General features: G+C 65.8%; 19 protein-coding genes and 1 other RNA gene. 12 read left to right on the top strand and 8 right to left on the bottom strand.

The features are described 5' to 3' along the window. The first annotated feature begins 336 nt into the window (after positions 1–336). The gene (locus tag R2APBS1_RS08990; RefSeq protein WP_015447697.1) at positions 337–1335 is read left to right on the top strand and encodes an RluA family pseudouridine synthase; all 999 of its coding nucleotides are present in this window, start codon (positions 337–339) and stop codon (positions 1333–1335) included. Here the strand turns inward: R2APBS1_RS08990 and R2APBS1_RS08985 are convergent, their stop codons facing one another. Next, complete coding sequence (locus R2APBS1_RS08985) at positions 1336–1677, bottom strand: 4a-hydroxytetrahydrobiopterin dehydratase (RefSeq protein WP_007508217.1); 342 nt, start codon at positions 1675–1677, stop codon at positions 1336–1338. It abuts the gene before it with no gap. A 155-nt stretch (positions 1678–1832) separates the two neighbouring features. Between R2APBS1_RS08985 and R2APBS1_RS08980 the strand changes: the two genes are divergently transcribed. Beyond that, complete coding sequence (locus R2APBS1_RS08980; RefSeq protein WP_007508219.1) at positions 1833–2441, top strand: NfuA family Fe-S biogenesis protein; 609 nt, start codon at positions 1833–1835, stop codon at positions 2439–2441. A 75-nt stretch (positions 2442–2516) separates the two neighbouring features. Here the strand turns inward: R2APBS1_RS08980 and R2APBS1_RS08975 are convergent, their stop codons facing one another. Together R2APBS1_RS08975 and R2APBS1_RS08970 are read right to left on the bottom strand one after the other, a co-directional pair. Then, complete coding sequence (locus tag R2APBS1_RS08975) at positions 2517–2870, bottom strand: c-type cytochrome (protein ID WP_007508221.1); 354 nt, start codon at positions 2868–2870, stop codon at positions 2517–2519. A 19-nt stretch (positions 2871–2889) separates the two neighbouring features. Further along, positions 2890–3210: a c-type cytochrome gene (locus tag R2APBS1_RS08970; RefSeq protein WP_015447696.1), complete on the bottom strand. Its 321-nt coding sequence runs from the start codon at positions 3208–3210 to the stop codon at positions 2890–2892. Between the two features lie 200 nt (positions 3211–3410). Here R2APBS1_RS08970 and ssrA point away from each other — a divergent pair. Then, positions 3411–3765: a transfer-messenger RNA gene (gene ssrA, locus R2APBS1_RS19625) on the top strand. Positions 3766–3817: 52 nt separating this feature from the next. Here the strand turns inward: ssrA and smpB are convergent. After that, positions 3818–4309 (bottom strand): SsrA-binding protein SmpB, encoded by a 492-nt coding sequence (gene smpB, locus R2APBS1_RS08965; RefSeq protein ID WP_007508226.1) that lies wholly within the window; start codon positions 4307–4309, stop codon positions 3818–3820. A gap of 137 nt (positions 4310–4446) precedes the next feature. Here smpB and R2APBS1_RS08960 point away from each other — a divergent pair, with 137 nt between their 5' ends. Both R2APBS1_RS08960 and R2APBS1_RS19620 read left to right on the top strand, forming a co-directional pair. Beyond that, positions 4447–4878, top strand: coding sequence for a type II toxin-antitoxin system RatA family toxin (locus R2APBS1_RS08960; protein WP_007508228.1), 432 nt, complete (start codon positions 4447–4449; stop codon positions 4876–4878). Beyond that, complete coding sequence (locus tag R2APBS1_RS19620) at positions 4871–5149, top strand: RnfH family protein (RefSeq protein ID WP_015447695.1); 279 nt, start codon at positions 4871–4873, stop codon at positions 5147–5149. Before R2APBS1_RS08960 ends, R2APBS1_RS19620 begins: the two co-directional genes overlap by 8 nt. Before the next feature lie 22 nt (positions 5150–5171). Here the strand turns inward: R2APBS1_RS19620 and R2APBS1_RS08955 are convergent, their stop codons facing one another. Next, positions 5172–5642, bottom strand: a complete 471-nt coding sequence (locus R2APBS1_RS08955; protein WP_007508233.1) for an outer membrane protein assembly factor BamE — start codon at positions 5640–5642, stop codon at positions 5172–5174. A 74-nt stretch (positions 5643–5716) separates the two neighbouring features. On the opposite strand from R2APBS1_RS08955, the gene fur reads away from it, so the two are divergent. Beyond that, positions 5717–6139 (top strand): ferric iron uptake transcriptional regulator, encoded by a 423-nt coding sequence (fur, locus tag R2APBS1_RS08950; protein ID WP_007508235.1) that lies wholly within the window; start codon positions 5717–5719, stop codon positions 6137–6139. Positions 6140–6444: 305 nt separating this feature from the next. Here the strand turns inward: fur and R2APBS1_RS08945 are convergent, their stop codons facing one another. Continuing rightward, complete coding sequence (locus tag R2APBS1_RS08945; protein WP_007508237.1) at positions 6445–8037, bottom strand: MASE1 domain-containing sensor histidine kinase; 1593 nt, start codon at positions 8035–8037, stop codon at positions 6445–6447. Positions 8038–8133: 96 nt separating this feature from the next. On the opposite strand from R2APBS1_RS08945, the gene R2APBS1_RS08940 reads away from it, so the two are divergent. After that, a complete protein-coding gene (locus R2APBS1_RS08940; protein ID WP_015447694.1) occupies positions 8134–8769 on the top strand; it encodes a response regulator transcription factor in 636 nt (211 codons plus the stop codon). A gap of 12 nt (positions 8770–8781) precedes the next feature. On the opposite strand, the gene recN is transcribed toward R2APBS1_RS08940, so the two are convergent. Next, on the bottom strand, positions 8782–10455 hold the full coding sequence (gene recN, locus R2APBS1_RS08935; protein ID WP_015447693.1) for a DNA repair protein RecN: 1674 nt from the start codon (positions 10453–10455) through the stop codon (positions 8782–8784). 123 nt (positions 10456–10578) lie between these two features. On the opposite strand from recN, the gene hrcA reads away from it, so the two are divergent. From hrcA to dapB, 5 genes are all read left to right on the top strand, one after another. Beyond that, complete coding sequence (gene hrcA, locus R2APBS1_RS08930) at positions 10579–11649, top strand: heat-inducible transcriptional repressor HrcA (protein WP_007508243.1); 1071 nt, start codon at positions 10579–10581, stop codon at positions 11647–11649. Positions 11650–11731: 82 nt separating this feature from the next. Further along, on the top strand, positions 11732–12265 hold the full coding sequence (gene grpE, locus R2APBS1_RS08925; RefSeq protein WP_015447692.1) for a nucleotide exchange factor GrpE: 534 nt from the start codon (positions 11732–11734) through the stop codon (positions 12263–12265). Between the two features lie 154 nt (positions 12266–12419). Further along, the gene (gene dnaK / locus R2APBS1_RS08920; protein WP_015447691.1) at positions 12420–14339 is read left to right on the top strand and encodes a molecular chaperone DnaK; all 1920 of its coding nucleotides are present in this window, start codon (positions 12420–12422) and stop codon (positions 14337–14339) included. A 133-nt stretch (positions 14340–14472) separates the two neighbouring features. Next, entirely contained in the window at positions 14473–15603 is a 1131-nt protein-coding gene (dnaJ, locus tag R2APBS1_RS08915; protein WP_015447690.1) for a molecular chaperone DnaJ, read from the top strand. Positions 15604–15654: 51 nt separating this feature from the next. Then, positions 15655–16455, top strand: a complete 801-nt coding sequence (gene dapB, locus R2APBS1_RS08910) for a 4-hydroxy-tetrahydrodipicolinate reductase (RefSeq protein WP_015447689.1) — start codon at positions 15655–15657, stop codon at positions 16453–16455. Positions 16456–16496: 41 nt separating this feature from the next. Here dapB and R2APBS1_RS08905 read toward each other — a convergent pair whose 3' ends face one another. Then, on the bottom strand, positions 16497–17192 hold the full coding sequence (locus tag R2APBS1_RS08905) for a 2OG-Fe(II) oxygenase (RefSeq protein ID WP_015447688.1): 696 nt from the start codon (positions 17190–17192) through the stop codon (positions 16497–16499). Positions 17193–17354 lie beyond the last annotated feature (162 nt).

Raw genomic sequence — 17354 nt, 5'->3', positions numbered from 1 at the left:
GGTGGTAATCCTCGGCTTGGCCGCGCGTCGCGTGCCACGGTGGCGCCACAATGGCGGCCTGCCGGGGATCGCGCCGCTGCGGTTAAGCGGCAAAAAAAACGGCACCGTTTCCGGCGTCGGGATGATTCGGTCAGCTGCGCCTGCCGCCCCGACACCGCAATGGCATCGGACAAACGACGGCCCAAACCGTTACGATGAAAGGGAGTCGCGACCGGCCGCCCGAAGGCAACTGGAGCAATCCTCGCCGACGTTACGGGCGGGCACTCGGCCCAGTCCGGACTTCGGCGGGCAGAATGTAGCGCCCGCCGAGTATCCTATTTCAGCAGGTTTTTTTCAATGCAGACGGCAACTTCCCATGATGCACCTCACGGTGTACGTCAAGTCGAGATCGGCCCCGAGCGGGACGGGCAACGCATCGACAACGCACTCGTGACGCTGCTCAAGGGCGTGCCCAAGAGCATGATTTACCGGCTTTTGCGCACTGGCCAGGTGCGCGTGAACGGCAAGCGAGCCAAGCCGGACACGCGTCTCGCCGACGGCGATACGCTGCGAATCCCCCCGGTGCGGGTGGCGGAACGGCCGGAGGAACGGGCCCCGGCCAGCGGCTTGGTGGCCTCGGTGGCCGACGCGATCATTTTCGAGGACAAGCACTTCCTGGTGATCGACAAGCCGGCCGGCGTGGCCAGCCATGGCGGCAGCGGGGTGAGCCACGGTGCGATCGAACTGCTGCGCGCCACTCGCCCGCAGGAGCACCTGGAACTGGTGCACCGGCTCGACCGCGACACCAGCGGCGTGCTGGTGTTCGCCCGTACCCGGGCGGGACTGACCGGTCTGCAGGCGGCGATCCGGGCCGGCGAGGTGACCAAGCAGTACCTGTGCCTGATGCTCGGCCACCCGTCCAAGGCGAAATTTGACGTGAACGCGCCGCTGCTGAAATCCGTGCTGCAGGGCGGCGAGCGGATGGTGCGGGTGGCCGACAACGGCAAGCCGTCGCTGACCTTTTTCCGCGAAATGGAGCAATACCCCAGCGCCCGCCTGATGCAGGCCACGCTGGGTACCGGCCGCACCCACCAGATCCGCGTGCACGCGGCACACATCGGCCATCCGCTGGCCGGCGACCCGAAATACGGCGATCGCGAGATGAACAAGCGCTACCGCGAGATGGGCCTGAACCGGATGTTCCTGCACGCCTCGCACATGAGTTTCGACCTGGACGGGCGTGCCTACAGCTTTTCCGCACCACTGCCGCAAGACCTCAAGGATTTTCTCGACGTGCTGGCGGTGAAGGGCAAGAGACTGGTGTGGATGCAGGAAAAATCACGCATCGACTTCTGATCAGCGCGCCAGCAGGGCATCGACCCGCGCCGCGCAGATGAAATCGTTCAGCGACAGGCCGCCCACGTCGTGGGTCGACCACAACACTTGGCAATGGCCGTAGCCGGCCTCGAGATCCGGGTGGTGGTCTTCCTGGTTGGCCATGAAGCCCACCGCGTTGATGAAGCCCAATGTGTGGTGGAAGTCGCTAAAACGGAAATCCTTGGCGATGGCCATGCCGTCCCCACGCAGCTGCCAGTCCGGCAGTTGCTGCAGCAGTTCGACCACCTGCGCGGCGTCCAGCGCATGTTCCTTGCCCTTGCGTGGTTGGCAATGCCGGCTGGCCAGGTCGTTGGCGTTCATGGAGGTCTCCATCGGGTTTGAGATTCTGGAAGGGTGAAGCGTCGAAGTTGCCTGCGCAAATGTCAAAGCACGCACCCGGACGCGAAACCGGACTAAAATGGTGCTGTTTCGCCGGTGTGGCCCGCCGGCATCGATTTGGCGACCCTGGAGCAGGCATGATCGAAATCTCGGAACGCGCGCAGCAGCATTTCCTGCGGCTTCTTTCGCAGCAAGGCATCGACGGGCTGGGCATCCGCCTGCGGGTGACCTCGCCGGGCACGCCGGCGGCCAACTGCGAGCTGGAGTTCTGCGAGCCCGCGGACCTGGCCGGTGGGGAGTGGACGATCGAATGCGCCGGCTTCGACTTCCATATCGACGGCGACAGCGCCAGCTGGCTGGACCAGGCCAGCATCGACTTCGAGCCGAACGCCACCGGTGGTCAGCTCAACATCCGCGCGCCGAAGATCAAGGGCGACGTACCCGGCGTGGAAGCGGGCCTGATCGAACGCGTGCGCTATGTGCTGGAAGCGGAGATCAATCCGAAACTGGCTTCGCACGGCGGCCGGGTCAGCCTGCTGGAGATCGATGCCAGCGGTGCCGTGCTGCTGCAGTTCGGCGGCGGCTGTCATGGCTGCGGCATGGTCGACGTGACATTGAAGCAGGGCGTGGAAAAGACTCTGCGCGAGCGGGTGCCGGAAGTGACCTCGGTGCGCGACGCCACCGACCATGCCTCCGGCGAAAAGCCGTACTACGGCAAAGCCGGGGGCAAGTCGGCACTCGCCTGAGTGGCGGCGCGGCCGCCAAAACAAAGGGCCCGCCAGATGCGGACCCTTTGTTCTTCGTACGACGCCGCGGCGGATTTACCTGTTGCCGCTGATGTGGCCTTTGAGGGTGTCGAGCTTGCTCGGCAGGCTGGAGAAGTACGCCGAAACGTCTTCGATGTCCTGGTCGGACAGGGTGGCCACCATGCCCTTCATGATCGGGTTGTCGCGCTGGCCTTCCTTGTATTCATGCAGCACGCGTTGCAGATAGAGGTTGTACTGGCCGGCGAGGCGCGGGTACTGCGGATCCACCGCATTACCGTCGGTGCCGTGACAGGCGAAGCAGGTGGCCGCCTTCTGCTTGCCGTTTTCGGCGTTGCCGGCGGCCAGCAATTGGGAGGAAGCGAACGCCAGGATGGCGCCGAATGAAAGCAGGGTGATCGCACGTTTCATGCGGGAAGTCCTTGGCTACTTACTTGGCGAGGCTGGAAAGATAGGCGGCGATGTTCTGGATGTCGGTGGCCGACAGGCTTTGCGCCTGCGCATCCATGGTCGGATGCTTGCGGCCCCCGCTCTGGTAGCCCTGCAGCGCATTGATGATGTATTGCTCGTTCTGTCCGGCAATTTTCGGCACCGGGTACTGCGGATAGGCATTGGTGTAGCCGGGCACGCCGTGACAACCGGCGCAGGTATAGACCAGTGCACGCCCGGCGGCCTTGTCGCCCTCGGCGTGAAGGCTGGTGGCAAAGAGGGCTGCGGCCACGGTCAGGCCAAGCAATGGCAATCGAGTCATCGAGATCATTCCCACGAGTGCGACGGATACGGAAGTACGCCAGTCACCAAGTATAGACGTTGCGTTAACACCCTAACAACACTCGACTTGACGTTGGTCAATGTTTGCGCAGCACATATCCGATATGGCCGGCTTCATCGCGCGGTATTGGTGTTGCGATGCATGCCCCCATATACTGTCGCAGTCGGATCGTTTTCCCCGGGGGTGTCCTGGCTTCGACGGGGGTAGTGAGATGACTTGGTGCATGCCGAGGGGGCAGCTTTCCTCGTTAATCCAGCAGCAAACTCATAGTTGCCAACGACGACAACTACGCTCTCGCCGCTTAAGGCGTAAGCCCCGAACCCACTTGTGCTCATGCTCGTCGGTGTAGGGTCATTATCATGAGATCGCCGAACGCTGCCGCCTGGCGGTTCTAGGCTAGATCAATCAGGCTGGTTCCGCGGTGCGCCTCGCCCATCGTGCTTGTCGCGGAACGAGATCGAACGGTGAGCTAAGCATGTAGATCCAGGCGTTGAACGCCTTCGGACGCGGGTTCGACTCCCGCCACCTCCACCAACACGAAACCCCCGAGCGATCGGGGGTTTTTTATGGTTCGAAGGTGGTGGCGTCAGGCGGCACGATTGTGCGAGCGCATGGTTCGCTGTTTTTCGATCTGCCAGTCGCGCTGCTTCTCAGTGTCGCGCTTGTCGTGCTCCTGCTTGCCGCGGGCAAGCCCGATCTCGACCTTCACCTTGTTGCCTTTCCAGTACATCGCGGTGGGCACCAGGGTATAGCCCTTGCGCTCGACCGCGCCGACCAGCTGATCGATCTCCTTGCGGTGCAGCAGCAGCTTGCGGGTGCGTCGGTCCTCGGCGACCACGTGGGTGGACGCGCTGATCAACGGCGGAATCGAGGCACCGACCAGGAAAAGCTCGTTCTTCAACACGACCGCGTAGCTGTCGCCGAAGTTGATCCGGCCCGCGCGCAGCGCCTTCAGCTCCCAGCCCTGCAAGGCGACGCCGGCCTCGAAGCGCTGGTCGATGTGGTATTCGAAGCGTGCGCGCTTGTTGAGCGCGATGGTGCCGCCGCCCTTGTTGTCCTTTTCCTTCGTTTTCGCCATGTCCGTTAAACTCGGGCGCGTCGCCCTGTGGTCGGCCCTGTCCCGTGGGGAACGGACTCGTTGAAAGGTGCAGCCATGGATAGCCGCTTCCTGATTCCCGCATTCAAGGACGAATGCAAGAACCATCGAGGATCGCCGTGATCGAAATTCGTCGCAGTGCACTGGTGAAATATTCACCAGCGCAGATGTTCAACCTGGTCAATGAGGTTGAAGCATACCCAAAGCGCTTCTCCTGGTGTGCCGGGGCCGAGATCCTCGGGCGCAACGGCGATGCCCTGGTGGCGCGGCTGGATCTCACGTTTGCCGGGTTTCACCAGAGTTTCACCACGCGCAACACGATCGACCCACCGCGGCGCCTGCGCATGGATCTGGTCGACGGCCCGTTTCGCAGCCTGGAAGGCACGTGGGATTTCATCGCGCTGGGCAACGCCGGCTGCAAGGTCGCGTTCGCGCTGGATTTCGATTACGCCGGCCGGCTCGGTGGAGGCGCCTTGAAACTGGGCTTCCAGGGATTGGCCGGTCGCATGGTGGACGACTTCTGCCGCGAGGCGGAGCGGGTCTATGGCTGAGCCTACCATTCGCGTCGAGGTGGTTTACGCCGGAGCGGGGCAACCGATCCGGCGTCGCGTCGAACTGGCCGATGGCAGCACCGTGATGCAGGCGATTGCTGCTTCGGGAATCGCCGCCTTGCTTCCGGGCGACGCGATTGATCCAGCTCGCCTCGGCATGTTTGCGCGAAGGGTGACACCAGAGCGGCTGCTGCGCGAAGGAGACCGGATCGAGATCTGCCGGCCACTGGTACTTGATCCGATGGAGGCGCGCCGTCGACGCGCTCGTTGAGGATCGGCCCGCCAGGCTCAGCTCAATGACCGTCGTTGCCGCCCGGATTGCCGCCCTGGCCGAAGCCGCCGTCGTTCTTCTTGTCGTCCGGTGACGTGCTCTTGTCGCCCTGGGTCTCGTTGACCGGGTAGCCGGCGTTGTATTTCTTGCTGTCCTTGATCAACTGCTGGGCATCCTGTGCAAAGAAATCGCCCTCGGTGCGCACCAGGGTGTCGTTGTTGAAGGTCAGGGTGAAGGTACGCACTTTCATCGCGCCGCCGCGGTGCGCCAAGGTCGATACGTAATCCCAGCGGCTCTGGTCGAACGGCGTATTCACCGAAGGCGTGCCCATCAGCACCAGAACCTGGTGCTTGGTCATGCCGGGCTTGAGCTGATCCACGGTTTTCTTGTCGAGCAGGTTGCCTTGCTGCACGTCGGGCTTGTAGACGATATGGCAGCCGGCGACGGAGAGCGCCAGCATGGCGAAAACCAGCAGGGTGATCAGCTTTTGCATGCGTGTTGCGTCCGGATCGTGAAGGTGTCGGATGATACACTACCGGCTCGGAAACGCCGTGTGCGGGGTGAGTCATGGAACAGGAAACCAAAGAGCTGCGCAGGGTTGGCCTCAAGGTGACTCATCCGCGCATGCGCATCCTGCAAATCTTCGACGAGGAGGGCACACAGCACCTCACCGCCGAGGATGTCTACAAGAAACTGCTGGCCCACCAGGAAGACATCGGCCTGGCCACGGTGTATCGCGTGCTGACCCAGTTCGAGGCAGCGGGCATCATCGTCAAGCACAATTTCGAAGGTGGCCAGGCTGTCTACGAGCTCGACCGCGGCAAGCACCACGACCACATGATCGATGTGGACAGCGGAAAAGTGATCGAGTTCATCAGCGAAGAGATCGAACGACTGCAGCACGAGATAGCCGCGAAGCACGGTTACGTGATCGAGGATCACAGCCTGGTGCTGTACGTGCGGCCGAAGCAGCGCGCGCACAAAAGCTGAGGGGCGTGCCGACCGCGGAGCATCGGCCCGGGCGTAAGGGCGCAGGCAGACGGACATAAAAAAGCCGCGGGGAGGACTCCTGTCCACCCGCGGCGGCTCCGCTACCTGCCGGTCGGCGACGCGAATGGCTCGCCATCGCCTTTTGACTCTCGCCAGGTAGCGGCGAAACGGCATCCTGCCGTTGTTTCAGAGCCTCCGTCCCCACGGCGACCCTGATCCACCATCTCGCGATGGTGGCTCCCCCACATCGATGGAAGGATGCTAACGAGGGCTTCACGTTTCCGGTATCGGAAAAATTCCTAGTTTCACCGGCTGTTTTCGGAGAAATGGTTGTTGCCCCGCAGCAAAATCCGCAGGTGGACACCGGCCGGCGTGGGACGCAGGCGGAACTGCCCACCCAGCGAAGTGACCCGGTCGCGCATGCCCTGCAGGCCGCGACCGCCCCGGGGCAGTCGACTGGGCAGGCCGGTGCCGTCATCGCGCAGATCGAGCAGGGCCACTGCGATGCCCTGGCGTTCGCCGATGCGCAGACGCAGACGGAACTCGCTGGCCTTGGCATGCTTGACGGCGTTGGTCGCGCTCTCCTGCACCAGCCGGTAGATCGCGGTGCGCGTGTCGTCGTCCAGCAGGCGCGGATCGCCGTGCAGTTCGGTACAGTAGGCCATCCCGGCGGCGTTCAACAGGTCGCGGATCGGACCCTCGTCGAGTGCGCGCAGCAATCCGAATTCGTCCAGCACGGCAGGGCGCAGGTCGTCCAACAGGCGGTGCAGGGCACGCCGCATATGGGCCAGGATGGTGTTGATCGAGGTACTGATGTCCTCCATGCCGGCCTGCAGCAGGCGTGCCTGGGCCAGTTTCACGTGGGTCTGGATCGCGGTGATGTTCTGGCCCAGTTCGTCGTGCAGTTCGGCGGCCAGGTGCCGGCGCTGGTTCTCGTCCGCCTGCAGGTTGCCGCGGGCGGCATCGCGCAATTGATGGGCCAACTGATCCAGGCGGCGATTGACCGCGCCCAGGTAGACGTTCTGCTCGGCGACTCGCTCGCTGCTCCGGCGCAATGCATCGGTGGCCGAACCCAGCATCAGCGCACCGGTCCCGGCCACGGCCAGGAACAGATAGGCCGCGGCGTTCGAGGGGGCGTGGCCCAGGTGCTGGTCGGCCAGGGTCATGCCGAGGCTGGTGATCAGCATGGCCAGGCTGGCGCCGCGCCAGCCATGGCGGAATGCGAAGAACAGCACCGGCGCCAGCGACAGCACGCGGGCGAATTGCGGCTGGGGAGCGGCTTGCTCGGACAGCACCAGCAGGATCGTCATGGAAGGCAGCATCACCAGCAGCCCATCCATGAACAGGCTGACCAGGGCGCGCTGCTCGATCCGGGTACGCAGCAGCATGATCATCAGCGGCACGATCAGCAGGATGCCCAGGTAGTGGCTGAGCAGTTCCTCGCCGAGTACGCCGATGATCAATTCCGGCGAGCCCGGCGTGCTGACCAGTGCCAGCAGGGCGGCGTCGACGGCGGTGGTGGCGGTCACCACCAGCACCACGGAAAGCAGCAGGCGGGTCACTTCCTGCGGACTGTGCAGGCTGGCGTGCAGGTTGAATCGCCGCAGCAGCCACAAGCCGGCGGCCATCACCAGCGGCTCGGGCAGCTCGTCGATGGCAAAGCCGAGCCAGCCCTGCGGCAGGCCATGGGCCAGGCCGATGCCGGCGGTGGCGACCAGTTCGCCACCCAGCAGCCAGCCCCAGTAACGGACCGGGGTCAGCAGCAGGGCGCCGAAACGCAGGCCGTACGGCAGCATCCAGTACGGCTGCACCGTCAGCCACAGCAGCAGCCACAGCAACAGGTAGCCGGCGGCAAGCAGCGGGCCGGAGTCGGGCAGGCGTAGGGGTTTCAGGCGCATGCGCGGATGTTACATGTGCGCCGCGGCGCGGTGGCCGGCCCGGCTGTCGGCGAGCCGGATGTGCATGACCGGGGAGTCCCTGTGTAAAGTAGTGGGATGTACAGCATCGTTCTGGTTGATGACCATGCCATCGTTCGCGAGGGTTTCAAGCGGCTGATCGAGATGGAGCCCGATCTCGACGTGGTGGCCGAGTGCCGCAGCGCCGACGACGCGGTCGAGGCGGTGGGACACTGGCACCCCGACCTGGTCGCCCTCGATCTTTCGCTGCCGGATGGCAGCGGGTTGCCGCTGATCGAACATTTGCTCAGCGTGCATGCGCAAACCCATGTGGTGGTGCTGAGCATGCACGACGGCGAGCCTTACGTGTCCGAAGCGCTGCGTCGCGGCGCCAGTGGCTACGTCACCAAGGGCGTGGCACCGGAGGAACTGGTGGCAGGCCTGCGTGCAGTGATGCAGGGCGAGTGCTTCCTCAGCTCCGACTTGCGCCAGCGCCGGGCCGACCGGCCGGATGCGGCGCTGGACCCGATCAACCGGCTGACCGCACGCGAGCGCGAGGTCTTCCTGCTGCTGGCCGGTGGTCGCGCGCCGAAGCAGGTAGCGGCGGAACTGGGTATCGGCCAGAAGACGGTCTACATCCATCGTGCCAGCCTGATGGGCAAGCTGGGCGCCGGTTCGGAACTGGACCTGTACCGGATGGCCACCGAGCGCGGGATGTTGCCGCCGGCCGGGTGAGCGGTCGCCGGATCAGACGGTCTGCGCGCGCTCCAGCATCTGCTTCGCATGGGCCCGCGTCTCGCGGGTGATCTCGACGCCGCCCAGCATGCGGGCCAGCTCGTCGCGCCGGCCGGCAGCGTCGAGCCGTTCGATCTGGGTACGGGTGGCGTCGCCATCGCTGGACTTGCTGACCCTGAGATGCGCATGGCCCTGGGCGGCCACCTGCGGCAGGTGAGTGACGCACAGCACCTGGCGCTGGACGCCCAGCGCACGCAGTTTCTGCCCGACCACTTCAGCGACCGCGCCGCCGATGCCGCTGTCGACCTCATCGAAGATCATGCTGCCGATGGTGTCCTTGCCCAGAGTGGCCACTTCGATCGCCAGGCTGATGCGCGCCAGCTCGCCGCCGGAGGCCACCTTGCGCAGCGGCCGCGGCGGCTGCCCGGGGTTCGCGCTCACCAGCAATTCGCAGCGCTCCTCGCCCTGCGGGTCCGGCTCGCTGCCGGCGGATGGCTCCAGCTCGACGCGCAGCAGCCCGCCGGCCATGCCCAGTTCAGCCATCAACGTGCTGACCTCGTCGCCAAGCCGGTCGCCGGCCGCCGCGCGCGCCGCGCTGAGCCTGGCCGCCGCACCGACGTAATCGTCCTGCAGTCGCCGGCGTTGCTCCGCCAGCCGTTCCAATGCGTCGCCGGCGCCTTCGAGCTCGGCCAGTTCGGCCTGCAGGGCGGCCAGCCGGTCGTGCAACTCGGCCACCGGCAGTCGGTGCCGGCGCGAGAGCTCGTGCAGGCGGGCCAGATGGTTGTCGACTTCGGTGAATCGCTGCGGGTCGAGGTCGACATCCTGCGCATAGCGCGCCAGGCCGTCGGCGGATTCGCCGAGCTGGATGCCGGCATTGTCGAGCAGTTCCAGCAGCGGGTTCAGCCTGTCGTCGAGCGCAGCCAGCTTGCCGAGTTCGGCGTGGGCCCGGCCGAGGGCGCGGCGCAATGCGAATTCGCTGTCGCCATCGAGCAGCTCGACCACACCCGCAGAGCCTTCGGCCAGACGGCCGGCGTTGGCGAGGCGTCGGTGGTCCGCCTCCAGTTCGGCCAGTTCGGCAGGAGGCAGCGCCCATTTCTCCAGTTCGCCGATTTCATGGCGCAGCAGTTCGATGCGCTGGCCGCGATCGTCGCCGCCGCTGAGCTTGCGCATGCGCGCACCCAGCTCGCGCCACTGCGCGGCGCTGTCGCGCACTTGCGCCAGCAGCTCATCGTGGCCGGCGTAAGCATCCAGCAGGGCGAGCTGGTGTGGGCGCGACAGCAGCGCCTGGTGCTCGTGCTGTCCGTGGATCTCGACCAGCAGCGCGGCCAGCTCGCCGAGCTGGCGGGCGTTCGCGGGGCGGCCGTTGATCCAGGCCCTGGAACTACCCTCGGCGCGGATCACCCGGCGCAGCTGGCAGCCGCCGTCCTCATCCAGTTCCTCGCGCTGCAGCCAGTTGCGCGCGGCGGGCAGTCCGGTCAGATCGAATTCGGCCGCCAGTTCGGCGCGATCGCTGCCGGCGCGTACCATGCCGCTGTCGGCACGGGCGCCGGCCAGCAGCATCAGCGCATCGACCAGCAGCGATTTGCCGGCACCGGTCTCGCCGCTGACCACGGTCAGGCCCGGGCCGAACGCGACCTCGGCGGCTTCGACGACGGCGAAATGGCGGACGTAGAGCGAAGTGAGCATGGGCAGGCTGGTGGTGGAATGGCGGGATTGTAGCGGCAGCCCGGCGGCACAAGACACCGTTCCACTTGCAAGCTGCGCGCGCAGACCTTATTTCTGTAGCGTCTCAAGGATTGCTACGACAGCATGATCAAGCCGCATGGCCACGACCTCGACGCGCGCGCGCGCCGCTTGTTGCGCACGCTGATTGCCCAGTACCTGGTCGATGGCGAGCCCGTCGGTTCGCGCACGCTGTCGCGTTCGTCCGGCCTGGACGTGAGCCCGGCGACGATCCGCAACATCATGGCCGACCTCGAGGATGCCGGGCTGGTCGCCTCGCCGCACACCTCGGCGGGGCGGGTGCCCACGCCGCGCGGCTTGCGCCTGTTCGTCGACAGCCTGATCGAACTGCAGCCGCTGCCGCGCGCGGAGATGGCCCGCCTGCAGCGTGAACTGCCGCCGGGGCCGACTACCACGCGCGACCTGCTCGGCAACGTGTCGACCCTGTTGTCGGCGATGACCCATTTCGCCGGTGTGGTCACCGTGCCGCGCCAGGCCGATTTCCCGCTGCGGCACATCGATTTCGTGGCGCTGCCGGACGCACGGGTGCTGGTGATCTTGGTGTTCAGCGACAACCAGGTGCAGAACCGCATCGTGCAACTGGCCCGGCCGCTCGGCAGCCGCGAGCTGGAGCAGGCGGCGAACTATCTGAACAGCCATTTCGCTGGTCTGCGCGTGGACGATATTCGCGCCCACCTGCTGGCCGAAGTGCGCAAGACCGGCAGCGAACTCAACCAGCTGCTGGCCAGCACGGTGGAGCTGGCCACCGCCTCGTTCGCACCGCCGGCGAGCGGCCCGGCTGGCCCGGACGTGCTGGTCAGCGGCCAGACCAATCTGATGGGCTACTCCGAGCTGGCCGACCTGCAGCGCCTGCGCGAATTGTTCGAGGCGTTCCAGCAAAAGAACGAATTGCTGCAGTTGATGGAAGTCTGTGCGCGGGCGCCAGGCGTACGCCTGTTCATCGGCGAGGAATCCGGCTTCACCGCACTCGACGGCTGCAGCGTGGTCACCGCCAGTTACGGCGCGCAGGGGCGCGTGCTCGGCGCGGTCGGCGTGATCGGCCCCACCCGGATGGCCTACGAGCGGGTGATCCCGGTGGTACAAGCCACCGCCGGATTGCTCAGCGACGCCTTGAATCGCGCCGCCACGACCTTATAACCGCTGCGGGAGCGGGGTTTCTCGCCAATTTTCCAGGGCGGTCGGCATGCATGCCGGCCATTGACAATCGTTTGGAGTGAGCATGCAGAACAACGATCCGCAGTCGCCTGGCGATACGCCAGTCCAGGGCCAGCCGGGTGAATCGTCGAACACGGAACTGGAGAACCTGCAGGCGCGCGTGGCTGGGCTGGAGGCAAGCAATGCCGAGTTGCACGAGACCGTGCTGCGCGAAAAGGCCGAACTCGAAAACCAGCGACGCCGACTGCATCGCGACCTCGAACAGGCGCGCCGCTTCGCCAACGAGAAGCTGCTGAGCGAACTGCTGCCGGTCTACGACGGCCTGGAAAGCGGCCTTGCCGTGGAGGGCGGCGACGTCGCCTCGATGCGCGAAGGCCTCGGCCTGACCCTGAAGGCGCTGCTCAAGGTGGCAGAGAACCACGGCATGGCGCAGGTCGACCCGCTGGGCCAGCCGCTCGATCCGGAACGCCACCATGCGGTGAGCATGGTCGAGGCGCCGGGCCAGGCGCCGGGCACCGTGGTCAGCGTGCTGCAGAAAGGCTATGTACTGAACGATCGCCTGTTGCGTCCCGCGCTGGTCGCGGTCGCAAAGGACTGAGCGGCGCCGCTGCTGGCGCCCGCCTGAACGGCGCGGTGGCGGACATCGCCAAATCGCATCCGGGGCCTTGCCGGCATTGAATCGCCAAGGCAGGCCCCCATCTGGAAACCATCGCGGCCGCGGGGGCCGCAAGCAAAATTCGGAGAGCAATCACATGGGCAAGATCATCGGTATCGACCTGGGCACGACCAACTCCTGCGTGTCCGTGATGGACGGCAGCACGACCAAGGTCATCGAGAACTCGGAAGGCGATCGCACCACCCCCTCCATCGTCGCCTTCACCAAGGATGGCGAGGTGCTGGTGGGCGCCTCGGCCAAGCGCCAGAGCGTGACCAATCCGAAGAACACCTTCTACGCGGTGAAGCGCCTGATCGGCCGCAAGTTCACCGACAAGGAAGTGCAGAAAGATCTGCACATCGTGCCCTACGGCATCCTCGCCCACGACAACGGCGATGCCTGGGTGCAGACCTCCGACGGCAAGAAGATGGCGCCGCAGGAAATCGCCGCGAAAGTGCTGATGAAGATGAAGAAGACCGCCGAGGACTATCTCGGCGAGACGATCACCGAAGCGGTGATCACGGTGCCGGCCTACTTCAACGACAGCCAGCGCCAGGCGACCAAGGATGCGGGCAAGATCGCTGGCCTCGACGTGAAGCGCATCATCAACGAGCCGACCGCGGCCGCGCTGGCCTATGGCCTGGACAAGAAGGGCGGCGACCGCAAGATCGCGGTGTACGACCTCGGCGGCGGCACCTTCGACGTGTCGATCATCGAGATCGCCGAAGTCGACGGCGAGAAGCAGTTCGAAGTGCTGGCCACCAACGGCGACACCTTCCTCGGCGGCGAGGACTTCGACATGCGCGTCATCGACTATCTGGTCGAGGAGTTCCAGAAAGAGCAGGGCATCGACCTGCGCAAGGATCCGCTGGCGCTGCAGCGTCTGAAGGACGCGGCCGAGCGCGCCAAGATCGAGCTGTCCTCCAACCACCAGACCGACGTGAACCTGCCGTACGTGACGGCCGACGCGTCCGGCCCGAAGCACCTCAACATCAAGCTGACCCGGGCCAAGCTGGAAGCGCTGGTGGAAGACCTGGTCAAGCGCACCATCGAGCCGTGCCGCACCGCGTTGAACGACGCCGGCCTGCGCGTGGCCGACATCGACGACGTGATCCTGGTCGGCGGCCAGACCCGCATGCCGAAGGTGCAGGAAGCGGTGAAGGACTTCTTCGGCAAGGAGCCGCGCAAGGACGTCAACCCGGACGAGGCCGTCGCCGTGGGCGCGGCGATCCAGGGCGGCGTGCTGGGCGGTTCGGTCAAGGACGTGCTGCTGCTCGACGTCACCCCGCTGTCGCTGGGTATCGAGACGATGGGCGGCGTGATGACCAAACTGATCGAGAAGAACACCACGGTGCCGACCAAGGCCTCGCAGACCTTCTCCACCGCCGACGACAACCAGACCGCGGTGACCGTGCACGTGCTGCAGGGCGAGCGCGAGCGCGCCAGCGCGAACAAGTCGCTGGGCAAGTTCGACCTGCAGGGCATCGAGCCGGCGCCGCGCGGCATGCCGCAGATCGAGGTCACCTTCGACATCGACGCGAACGGCATCCTGCACGTGTCGGCCAAGGACAAGAAGACCGGCAAGGAGCAGAAGATCGAGATCAAGGCCGGTTCGGGCCTGTCCGAGGAAGAGATCGCGCGGATGGTCGCCGACGCCGAGGCGAACAAGGAAGAGGACAAGAAGTTCCACGAGCTGGTCGCCACGCGCAACAAGGCCGATCAGCTGGTGCACGCGACCCGCAGTGCGCTGAAGGAACACGGCGGCAAGGTGCCGGCCGACCAGCTCAGCAGCATCGAGGGCGCATTGTCCGATCTGGAGAAGGTCAAGGATGGCGACGACAAGGCGGCGATCGAGGCCAAGGTGGAGAAGCTGGAGCAGGTCGCCCAAGCGCTCCATGCCGCTGCGCAGGGGGGTGGCACGGCCGATGCCGGTGCACAATCCGCACCGGGCGGCTCGGCCCAGCCCGACGATGTGGTCGACGCCGAGTTCACCGAAGTGAAGGACGACAAGAAGTAATCGGCAAGCATTGTCGGCACGGCCGATGAATCAGCCCGTGCCGGGAAACCCCGGCACGGGCTGTCTGTTGATTGGGTATGCGGGACCGTCGACCTCGCCGGCCGGAGTGGTGACAAGCAGTGTGGATGCATGAATGAACAAGCGTGACTACTACGAGGTGCTGGGCGTCGAGCGCAGCGTTGGCGAAGCCGAACTGAAGAAATCCTTCCGCCGGCTGGCAATGAAATACCACCCGGACCGCTGCCCGGACGACCCGACCGCGCAGGACAAGTTCAAGGAGGCCAAGGAGGCCTACGAAGTCCTGTCCGACGCGTCGAAGCGCGCGATGTACGACCAGCACGGCCACGCCGCCTTCGAGAACGGCATGGGCGGCGGTCGCGGCGGCGCCGGCTTCGGCGACATGGGCGACATCTTCGGTGACATCTTCGGCGACATCTTCGGCCGCAGCGGCGGCGGGCGTGGTCGGCCTCGACGCGGCGCCGACCTGCGCTACATCATCGAGCTGGACCTGGAGGAGGCCGTGTTCGGCGTCAGCCGGCAGATCGAGGTGCCGACCCAGGTCAACTGCCACCATTGCAACGGCAGCGGCTCGGAGGACGGCAAGATCAGCAAGTGCAAGACCTGCCACGGCCACGGCCAGGTACGCATGCAGAACGGCATCTTCTCGATCCAGCAGGCCTGCCCGCATTGCGGCGGCAGCGGCCAGGCGATTGAAAAGCCGTGCAAGAAGTGCCACGGCGAAGGCCGTCTGGAGGAAAACCGCACGCTGTCGGTGCAGATCCCCGAAGGCGTCGACAACGGCGACCGCATTCGCCTTTCCGGGCAGGGCGAGGCCGGCCCGGCCGGCGCACCGGCCGGTGACCTGTACGTGGAGGTGCGCGTGCGCGAGCACGACATCTTCCAGCGCGACGGCAACGACCTGTACTGCGAATTGCCGATCCGTTTCTCGCAGGCGGCTCTGGGGGCCGAACTGCCGGTGCCGACGTTGGAGGGCGAAGTACCGGTCAGCATTCCGCCGGAAACCCAGACTGGCACCCAGTTCCGCCTGCGCGGTCGCGGTGTCAAGTCGGTGCGCAGCAGCCGCCACGGCGACCTGATCTGCCGCGTGGTGGTGGAGACGCCGGTGCGGCTGACCAAGCAACAGCGCGAATTGCTGGAGTCGCTGGAAGCCACCTTCGAGAGCAGCGACGCCGGCAAGCATACGCCGCGTGCCAAGGGCTGGGTCGACGGCGTGAAGAAATTCTGGTCCAAGGTCACCGCGTAAATCCCGTTGCGCGGTTAGCATGTACGCCCCGACTCTGCGAGCGCGCCGCCCATGACCCGTCCCCTTCGCCTTGCCTTGAGCGGCGCCTCTGGTCGCATGGGTCGCGCGCTGCTCGGCCTGCTCGTCGGGGACGAGCACATCGAACTGGTGCATGCCGTGGTGGCGCCCGGTTCGGTTCACGACGGCCAGCCGGTGCCCGGCTCCGCGGCGGGTTTCCTGCGTTATGCACATGACTGGCTGCACGCGCCGCCGATCGATGTCGTCATCGACTTCAGCAGTCCCGCCGCGCTGGCACATGCGCTCGATCATTGCCTCGCGCAAGGTGCGGCGCTGGTCAGCGGCACTACCGGCATCGACGCCGCGCTCGAGGCACGGCTGGCCGATGCCGCCCGGCGCATCGCGATCCTGCGCGCTGCCAATTTCAGCCTGGGCGTGGCGGTGTTGACGCGCCTGCTGCGCGAGGCAGCGGCGGCCCTGCCGGACTGGGATCTGGAAATCGTCGAGGCGCACCACGGCCGCAAGCAGGATGCGCCGTCCGGTACCGCGTTGGCGCTCGGCCGGGCGGCGGCGGTGGCACGCGATACCACGCTGGAAGCAGCGGCGGTCTGCAGCCGTGAAGGCCGTACCGGCGAGCGGAACGAAGGCAGCATCGGTTTCGCCGTGGTACGCGGCGGCGACATCGTGGGCGAACACACCGCCATGCTGATCGGGCAGGGCGAACGACTGGAGCTGATCCATCGCGCCACCGACCGCACGATCTTCGCGCGTGGCGCCTTGCACGCGGCGCACTGGCTGGCGGGGCGTGCAGCGGGGTCATGGCAATTGGACGACATGATCGCCGCGCCGCGCTGAGCCGCCAGCGCCAGCATGGTGCGCCCACGGCGTGATCGGATTCAGTCGCGATGCGAAGCGTTGCGATCGCGGCCTGCGCCCAGCCGGGTATCGAAGCTGCCGAACAATTTCTTGAAAGCGCGAGAGAACTTGCCGCGTTTCGTCTTGCGCCGCTTCTCTTCTTCGCTGGTCAGCCAGGCCACCTGGATCACCCGCCGCTCGCCTTCGTAAGGCAAGTGGCCGTGGAAGGAGTTCTCGCAGCGCTTGAACACGGCGAACTCGCCGTAGAGCGGCGCCAGCTCCGGTGCCACGATACTGTCGATGTCGTCGATCTTGCGCAGAAAGCGCAAGCAGCCGTCGCTGGTGTCCGGCCATTGCGGGTTCAGATAGATCAGCGCGGTGACCACCTTGGACTTGCTGTCGGTATGGATGGTGCCGTGGCGCTTGTTGAGCAGGCGGCACAGTGTCACCAGGGTCGGGTACTGGTCGAGATGCTCGACGCCCAGGCGCGCGCCGATGGCGCGGGCAAACGCCGGCGCGGTCATGCTCTCGATCAGCGCGTTGACGCTCGGGCCGCAGTCGGCCGGGTCGTAGGGGAAAAAACCGGCGCTGGCGTATCGCGGAAAGTCGCGATCCAGGTCGTCGCGCACTTCGTCGGGCAACTGACCGTGCGCCATCATGAACGGGAAAGGCTGGTGCTGAACCGTGGTATCCGGACGATCGAGACGGGCGGGATCGAGCAGTACGGCAGCACTCATGGGGCATCGGACTCCGGCAAAACAGTGGCCTAGTGTAGCGCCGACCGCTCGGCGCAAAAGAGCCAGGGAAGGCCCGGATTCACGTTCTGTGAGGTGGACAGAAACGACCTCGCCGCTTATCATTTCCACCCGCCCGAATTTCTTTCCCCACCAAAGCTCCAC

It is taken from the genome of Rhodanobacter denitrificans, assembly GCF_000230695.2.
In the GTDB taxonomy this organism is placed as follows: domain Bacteria; phylum Pseudomonadota; class Gammaproteobacteria; order Xanthomonadales; family Rhodanobacteraceae; genus Rhodanobacter; species Rhodanobacter denitrificans.
This window is presented reverse-complemented; position numbering and strand designations above follow the sequence as displayed.

Bases quoted from the DNA above. Each gene is read 5' to 3' on its own strand.
- recN (WP_015447693.1), bottom strand. From the start codon at position 10,455: ATGCTCACTTCGCTCTACGTCCGCCATTTCGCCGTCGTCGAAGCCGCC.
- R2APBS1_RS19620 (WP_015447695.1), top strand. From the start codon at position 4,871: ATGGCTGAGCCTACCATTCGCGTCGAGGTGGTTTACGCCGGAGCGGGG.
- grpE (WP_015447692.1), top strand. From the start codon at position 11,732: ATGCAGAACAACGATCCGCAGTCGCCTGGCGATACGCCAGTCCAGGGC.
- dnaJ (WP_015447690.1), top strand. From the start codon at position 14,473: ATGAACAAGCGTGACTACTACGAGGTGCTGGGCGTCGAGCGCAGCGTT.
- R2APBS1_RS08970 (WP_015447696.1), bottom strand. From the start codon at position 3,210: ATGACTCGATTGCCATTGCTTGGCCTGACCGTGGCCGCAGCCCTCTTT.
- R2APBS1_RS08955 (WP_007508233.1), bottom strand. From the start codon at position 5,642: ATGCAAAAGCTGATCACCCTGCTGGTTTTCGCCATGCTGGCGCTCTCC.
- fur (WP_007508235.1), top strand. From the start codon at position 5,717: ATGGAACAGGAAACCAAAGAGCTGCGCAGGGTTGGCCTCAAGGTGACT.
- hrcA (WP_007508243.1), top strand. From the start codon at position 10,579: ATGATCAAGCCGCATGGCCACGACCTCGACGCGCGCGCGCGCCGCTTG.
- R2APBS1_RS08905 (WP_015447688.1), bottom strand. From the start codon at position 17,192: ATGAGTGCTGCCGTACTGCTCGATCCCGCCCGTCTCGATCGTCCGGAT.
- R2APBS1_RS08975 (WP_007508221.1), bottom strand. From the start codon at position 2,870: ATGAAACGTGCGATCACCCTGCTTTCATTCGGCGCCATCCTGGCGTTC.
- R2APBS1_RS08940 (WP_015447694.1), top strand. From the start codon at position 8,134: ATGTACAGCATCGTTCTGGTTGATGACCATGCCATCGTTCGCGAGGGT.
- dnaK (WP_015447691.1), top strand. From the start codon at position 12,420: ATGGGCAAGATCATCGGTATCGACCTGGGCACGACCAACTCCTGCGTG.
- R2APBS1_RS08945 (WP_007508237.1), bottom strand. From the start codon at position 8,037: ATGCGCCTGAAACCCCTACGCCTGCCCGACTCCGGCCCGCTGCTTGCC.
- smpB (WP_007508226.1), bottom strand. From the start codon at position 4,309: ATGGCGAAAACGAAGGAAAAGGACAACAAGGGCGGCGGCACCATCGCG.
- R2APBS1_RS08980 (WP_007508219.1), top strand. From the start codon at position 1,833: ATGATCGAAATCTCGGAACGCGCGCAGCAGCATTTCCTGCGGCTTCTT.
- R2APBS1_RS08990 (WP_015447697.1), top strand. From the start codon at position 337: ATGCAGACGGCAACTTCCCATGATGCACCTCACGGTGTACGTCAAGTC.
- R2APBS1_RS08985 (WP_007508217.1), bottom strand. From the start codon at position 1,677: ATGAACGCCAACGACCTGGCCAGCCGGCATTGCCAACCACGCAAGGGC.
- dapB (WP_015447689.1), top strand. From the start codon at position 15,655: ATGACCCGTCCCCTTCGCCTTGCCTTGAGCGGCGCCTCTGGTCGCATG.